This is a genomic window from Flavobacterium sp. (genome assembly GCF_044371705.1).
Lineage (GTDB): Bacteria > Bacteroidota > Bacteroidia > Flavobacteriales > Flavobacteriaceae > Flavobacterium.
The window spans coordinates 1-6,485 of the sequence record NZ_JBILTE010000140.1 but is presented as its reverse complement, the minus strand read 5'-3'; the positions used below and the strand labels follow the sequence as shown (position 1 = coordinate 6,485).

5 protein-coding genes are annotated in these 6,485 nt (G+C 37.1%); 4 read left to right on the top strand and 1 reads right to left on the bottom strand.

Features of this window, described 5'->3' with window-relative positions; translation table 11 throughout:
• The 4 genes from ACIQ2S_RS09865 to ACIQ2S_RS09850 all read left to right on the top strand — a co-directional run.
• Positions 1-1,050: efflux RND transporter periplasmic adaptor subunit (locus ACIQ2S_RS09865; RefSeq protein WP_396175481.1), on the top strand; the 1,050-nt coding region annotated here is incomplete at its 5' end.
• A 5-nt stretch (positions 1,051-1,055) separates the two neighbouring features.
• Positions 1,056-4,151 (top strand): efflux RND transporter permease subunit, encoded by a 3,096-nt coding sequence (locus tag ACIQ2S_RS09860; RefSeq protein ID WP_396175478.1) that lies wholly within the window; start codon positions 1,056-1,058, stop codon positions 4,149-4,151.
• 9 nt (positions 4,152-4,160) lie between these two features.
• A complete protein-coding gene (locus ACIQ2S_RS09855; RefSeq protein WP_396175476.1) occupies positions 4,161-5,465 on the top strand; it encodes a TolC family protein in 1,305 nt (434 codons plus the stop codon).
• An 86-nt stretch (positions 5,466-5,551) separates the two neighbouring features.
• Positions 5,552-6,034, top strand: a complete 483-nt coding sequence (locus tag ACIQ2S_RS09850; protein WP_396175474.1) for a DUF1761 domain-containing protein — start codon at positions 5,552-5,554, stop codon at positions 6,032-6,034.
• Here ACIQ2S_RS09850 and ACIQ2S_RS09845 read toward each other — a convergent pair.
• Positions 6,031-6,306 carry a 4a-hydroxytetrahydrobiopterin dehydratase gene (locus tag ACIQ2S_RS09845; protein WP_396175472.1) on the bottom strand — a complete coding sequence of 92 codons (276 nt, stop codon included), beginning with the start codon at positions 6,304-6,306 and terminating at the stop codon, positions 6,031-6,033. The two genes, ACIQ2S_RS09850 and ACIQ2S_RS09845, sit on opposite strands and share 4 nt — an antisense overlap.
• Positions 6,307-6,485: the final 179 nt, after the last annotated feature.

Genomic DNA, 6,485 nt, shown 5'->3' with positions numbered 1-6,485 from the left:
ATCTTACTACTGCTTTCAGCGGGATTAATTGCGTTAATAGTTTACAGAATTACAGCCAACAAATCTCAAAACGAAAAAAACACTGCAAAAGGTGCAGGCCCAAAAATGGCCACCAACGTTAAAGGTCTCGTTTTAATTCCACAGAAATTTTCTAATGAATTAACATTATCGGGGACTATTGACGCTAACGAACAGATTGAACTTCGCAGTGAAGTGTCGGGCGTTGTGCAAGGTATTTTTTTCAAAGAAGGTCAACAGGTTTCAAAAGGTCAAGAATTGATAAAAGTCAACGATATCGAACTGCGAGCTCAGCTATCACAAGCCAAAACCCGACAATCGTTGGCCGCTGAAAATGAAAGAAGAGCTAAATTGCTGCTGCAAAAAGAAGCCATTAGTCAGGAAGAATATGATATTGCCAATGCCGAACTACAGTCTACGAAAGCTCAAACACAACTAACACAAGCCCAAATTGCTAAAACTTCTATCATTGCTCCCTTTTCGGGAAGAATAGGATTGCGTTCCATTTCACCGGGAACGTATGTAACACCGGCAACATTAATAGCTAAATTGGTAAATAATGCACAAGTAAAAATTACTTTTTCCATTCCTGAAAAATATGCAACCATGATGAAACTGAACACCGATTTAAGTTTTACAACATCCGGTTCCAGTGAAAAATTTACAGGAAAAATCTATGCAATGGAACCTGCTATTGAGCAATCGACCAGGACTTTGCAGATTAGAGCATTAGCCGATAATAAACAAGGAAGATTAATTCCAGGAACTTACGCCAATATCACATTGCCACTGGATGACATCAACGATGCACTACTTGTTCCTACCGAAGCAATCATCCCTATTCAAAATGGCAAAAAGGTATTTATTTCCTCCAAAGGAATGGCAAAGGAAGTCATTATTGAAACCGAAGCACGTACTGAAAAAGATATTTTAGTCACTGCGGGATTAAAACCCGGTGATACCGTTATCATTTCCGGAATAATGGCTTTAAAAGAAGGAGCTCCTCTCAAAATTACACTAGCAAAAAACTAAATCGCATGATTTTATCAACTTTAAGCATCAAGCGACCGGTTTTAACCATTGTCATGAACCTCATGATTGTCCTTTTTGGAATCATAGGATATACCTATTTGGGAGTTCGTGAGTTCCCCTCAATTGACCCTGCACAAATAAATGTTCAAACCAATTATACCGGTGCCAATGCCGATATTATTGAATCACAAATTACAGAACCTTTAGAAAAAGCCATTAATTCCATCGACGGAATTCGAAATATTTCGTCAACAAGTGCGCAAGGAACAAGCGTTATTTCTATCGAGTTTAATCTTGGCAAAGATTTAGAAGAAGCCGCCAATGATGTCCGCGATAAAGTATCACAAGCGGTTAGAAGTTTACCGGAAGATATTACAGCACCTCCGGTAGTTTCAAAAGCTGATGCCAACTCCGACCCGATTCTGACAATGACCATGAAAAGTGAAAACAAAAATGTTTTGGAACTCACCGATTATGCCGAAAATGTCATTTTACAACGCTTGCAAACCATACCCGGAGTAAGTAGTGTTCGAATATGGGGTGAACGAAAGTACGCCATGCGGTTGTGGATAGACCCCATAAAACTTTCTGCTTATGGTTGCACCGCATCTGATGTGCTTGCAGCATTAAACATGCAAAATGTTGAATTGCCTTCAGGAAAACTAACCGGAAACAACACGGAATTAACAGTAAAAACGCTCGGAAATTTAACTACAGAAGAAGATTTCAATAACATCATTGTAAAATCGGAGGGAGATAAAATAGTTCGCTTGTCCGATGTAGCCAAGGCAAGCCTGGAAGCTGAAAACTTAGAAACCCGATTAAGCGATTCCGGGCAAACCATGATTGGTCTTGCAGTAACACCGCAGCCGGGAACAAATTATTTGGACATTTCGGAAGAATTCTACAAACAATATGAACTGCTCCAGAAAGATTTGCCAAAAGATTTTGAGCTAGATGTTGCCATTGATACGACTATTTTCATCAAAAAAGCCATCATTGAAGTAGCTGAAACTTTACTGATTTCATTGATTTTAGTAACCCTAGTAATTTATCTGTTCTTCAGAGATTGGGCAATCGCTTTTCGTCCATTGATTGACATTCCCGTTTCGCTCATTGCAACATTTTTCATCATGTACATTTTTGGATTCTCCATTAATGTATTGACCCTTTTGGCTATTGTATTAGCGACAGGTTTGGTAGTAGATGATGGTATTGTTGTTACCGAAAATATTTTCAAAAAAGTAGAAGAAGGCATGTCGCCCATCGAAGCCGCAATTAAAGGTTCTAATGAGATTTTCTTCGCGGTAATTTCAATCTCCATTACACTTGCAGCAGTATTTCTCCCAATTATTTTCTTAGAAGGATTTGTGGGAAGATTATTTCGAGAGTTCGGAATAGTCATAGGTGCGGCTGTGTTAATTTCAGCCTTTGTATCCCTGAGTTTAACGCCCATGTTGAATGCCTATTTGATGAAAGGCGGAAAACAAAAACGTTCGAAATTCTACGAAATGACCGAACCTTTTTATGAAAATTTAAATAAGGGATATGCCCATTCATTGGGTAAATTCATGAAAAGAAAATGGCTTAGTTTTCCTATCTTAATTATTTGTTTGGGCTTATCTGTTTTGTTTTACAATATTCTGCAAAAAGAAACAGCTCCCTATGACGATAGAAGCATGATTTTGGTCAATGTTACCGGGCAGGAAGGTGCAACGTATGATTATATGGATCGATTTATGCAAGACTTGTCACAATTGATTACCGATTCTGTTCCAGAGAAAAAAATAAGTTTGATTGTTACCTCTCCTGGTTTTAGTGCCGGTTCACTCAATAGAGGTTTCGCCCGACTTTCTTTGGTAGATCCAGAAGATAGAGATGCCTCGCAAAAAGATATTGCCAACAGATTAACTAAATTAACCAAGGGATTTACTGACACCAAAACCTCCGTTTCCGAACAACCGACAATTTCTGTAAACAGACGCGGCGGTTTACCAGTACAATTCATCATCCAAGCCAAAAACTTTGAAATGTTGCAGAAAAAAATTCCTGAATTTATGGAAGAAGCTTCGAAAGATCCTACTTTTTCTATAACCGATGTGAATTTAAAATTCAACAAGCCCGAAATTTATGTGACTATCAATCGTGAAAAAGCTCAATCCCTAGGCGTTTCTGTGCTTGATGTCGCCCAAAGTATTCAGTTGTCGTTAAGCGGACAGCGTTTCGGATATTTCTTAATGAATGGAAAACAATACCAAGTCATCGGTCAATTTGACAAAAAAGACCGTGACCAACCACTGGATTTAGCGGCAATTTTTGTTCGCAATAATGCCGGACAATTAATACAATTGGACAATTTAGTAACAATCGAAGAACAAAGCAGCCCGCCTCAATTGTTTCACAATAACCGCTACATGGCGGCAACCGTTTCGGCGAGTTTGGCCCCCGGCAAAAGTATTGGCGACGGAATTGAAGCCATGGAACGTATTAAAGATAAAGTGTTAGACGAATCATTCACAACAGATTTAGGAGGTGAATCTCGTGATTTTGCCGAAAGTAATTCCAATACAATGTTTGCCTTCGGGTTAGCATTATTGCTTATTTTCTTAATCCTTGCCGGACAATTTGAAAGTTTTATCGACCCGTTTATCATCATATTAACGGTACCCATGGCGGTTGCAGGAGCCTTATTTTCACTGTGGTTATTTGGACAAACATGGAATATTTTTAGCCAGATTGGAACAGTAATGCTTATCGGACTGGTAACTAAAAACGGCATTCTAATCGTAGAATTTGCCAATCAACTTCGCGAACAAGGAAAATCAAAATACGAAGCAGTCATGCAAGCATCTGAATCGCGATTGCGACCCATTTTGATGACTAGTTTAACTCTAGCATTGGGAGCCATGCCAATTGCTGTGTCATTAGGTGCCGCATCGCAAAGCAGAATGGGAATGGGAATTGTGATTGTTGGCGGAACGATTTTCTCTTTAATTTTGACCCTTTATGTGATTCCCGCCATTTATTTAATGTGGTCACGCGAAAAGAAACACCGAACAGAATTAGACCAAGCCGATCAATACGACCGTGAGTCTGTTTAATTTGAACTTATGAAGAATTCTATATATATACTGCTACTTTTTATTAGCGTTCCCTTTTTTACTTTTGCACAATCACTGTTAACATTGGAAGACGCAATTGCCATTACGTTAGAAAATAATTTTGATATACGTATTGCAAAAAACGATTTGCAAATTGATCAAGAAAATGTATCAATTGGCAATGCAGGTATGTTGCCAAGAGTAAACGGAACCATCACTAACAATAATACAGTTTTAAATATTGACCAAACATTTGCAAACGGTAATGAAGTTGAAATTGACGGAGCCAAAAATTTGAATTTAAATTTTGGTGTTGGTTTAGAATGGACCATTTTCGATGGGTTTAGAATGTTTGCCAGACACAACCAATTAAAAGAACTTCAAAAATTAGGCGAAACTGAACTAAAATTCAACGTTCTTACAAGAGTAAGTGAAGTATATGATACCTACTATATCTTAGTCAATCAACAGCACTTAATCAGAAGTTTAGACAGCATTATAACAGTTTCTGAATTTCGATTAAAAACTGCTCAAACCCGTTTTACCATTGGAAAAGCCTCAAAATTGGAAGTGCTCAATGCAGAAGTGGATTACAATGCTGACGTATCAGCAAAAATTAGATTAAATGAACAATATGCTATTTCAAAAATAGCTTTAAATCAATTATTAGTGCGGCCTTCGGAAACTAATTTTACAGTTTCAGATGTTATAATGATTGATGCATCTTTGAAATTTACCGATTTGTTAACTTTAGCTCAGGAGCAAAACCCTGAACTGCAAATGCAATACATCAATAAAAAGATTCAAGAATATGAACTCAAACAGGTAAAAGCTGCCAGACTACCCAGTGTAAGTTTATCAACAGGTTATAATTTGATTCGTTCAGAAACACCTTTTGGATTCGTTACGCAATCAACCGGGCGTAATTTTAATTACGGTTTTACTGCTTCTATGAATATTTTTGACGGATTTAATCAGAATCGTAATGAACGAACTTCTAAAATTCAACTGGAAAATACACAGCTGCTGATTGACCGACAAAAACAAACGGTTACTGCCCAAATTTCAAGTATTTATCAATCCTACCTTTCCAATTTAGCCTTGTTGGAAATGGAACAAAAGAATGAAAAAATTGCACGTCAAAACTTAGAAATCACACTCGATAAATTTAAAATCGGAACTATTTCACCCGTAGAATTCAGAACTGCACAAGTAAATTATGCCAATGCAGTCATTCGATTAACCAATGCAGAACTACTGGCGAAACAAACCGAAATCAGCTTAAAAGAAATCGCAGGAAGTCTAACATTTTAACTTAATCGTTAATAATCAGCTTACTTTTAATATAAAATTTAAATATTTAAGTTAATTTTGGACTACTAACCAAAATATAGTAACTTATGGAAATGAATTTTTACGCTATCTTAGTTGCTGCCGCTTCTACATTAGTGGTAGGTGCCGTTTGGTACAGTCCGATGCTTTTTGCAAATGCTTGGATGAAAGAATCAGGACTTACCGAAGAACAATTGAAAAAAGGAAACATGCTGAAAATATTTGGCTTGACCTTTATTTTCTCAATCATGATTGCAATGATTATGCAAGTGCTGACTATTCATCAATTTGGAGCCATTGGAATGGTGGGTGGTGATCCAACCAAAGCATTGCCATCCTACAACGCATTTATGGCTGACTATGGAACCGTTTTCCGAACTTTTAAACACGGAGCACTTCACGGATTCATGTCCGGGTTATTCTTTGCACTTCCAGTAATTGCCATCAACGGTTTGTTTGAACGCAAATCATGGAAATACATTTTTATTCATGCGGGCTATTGGATTGTTAGCCTAACCATTATGGGAGCTATTGTTTGTGGATGGGTTTAACCCAATTCATCAATTGCTTTTGCCAACTTAAAATCTTTATCAGTAACCCCTCCCGCATCATGCGTTGACAAACGGAGGGTTACTTTATTATAGACATTCCAAATTTCGGCATGATGGTTTTGTTTTTCCGAATGACAACCTACCTGAACAATAAAAGCTAAAGCCTCTGTGAAATTTTTAAATGCATACGACTTGCTAAGAGCATTATCTGTAAAATCCCAGCCATTTAATGCTTGAATTTTTTCTCGAATAGTGTTTAGAGTATAAATCATACGTTTTTAATTTATATAAAGTTAAATAAGATTATTATTTATCCAACATACTTTAACTTTATCCCTTTATTTTTTGAAATCAGTAGTCTTTGAATTCAGCGTACTCTTTTAGCATATATGAATCGGTTCAGCAATTACCTCGCGAGTGGAATGGCTTAGCATCTTCAAATATTTTTTTG

What these genes read in the sequence shown, in the direction of transcription:
- ACIQ2S_RS09860 (WP_396175478.1), top strand. Translation starts at nt 1,056, where the DNA reads ATGATTTTATCAACTTTAAGCATCAAGCGACCGGTTTTAACCATTGTC.
- ACIQ2S_RS09855 (WP_396175476.1), top strand. Translation starts at nt 4,161, where the DNA reads ATGAAGAATTCTATATATATACTGCTACTTTTTATTAGCGTTCCCTTT.
- ACIQ2S_RS09850 (WP_396175474.1), top strand. Translation starts at nt 5,552, where the DNA reads ATGGAAATGAATTTTTACGCTATCTTAGTTGCTGCCGCTTCTACATTA.
- ACIQ2S_RS09845 (WP_396175472.1), bottom strand. Translation starts at nt 6,306, where the DNA reads ATGATTTATACTCTAAACACTATTCGAGAAAAAATTCAAGCATTAAAT.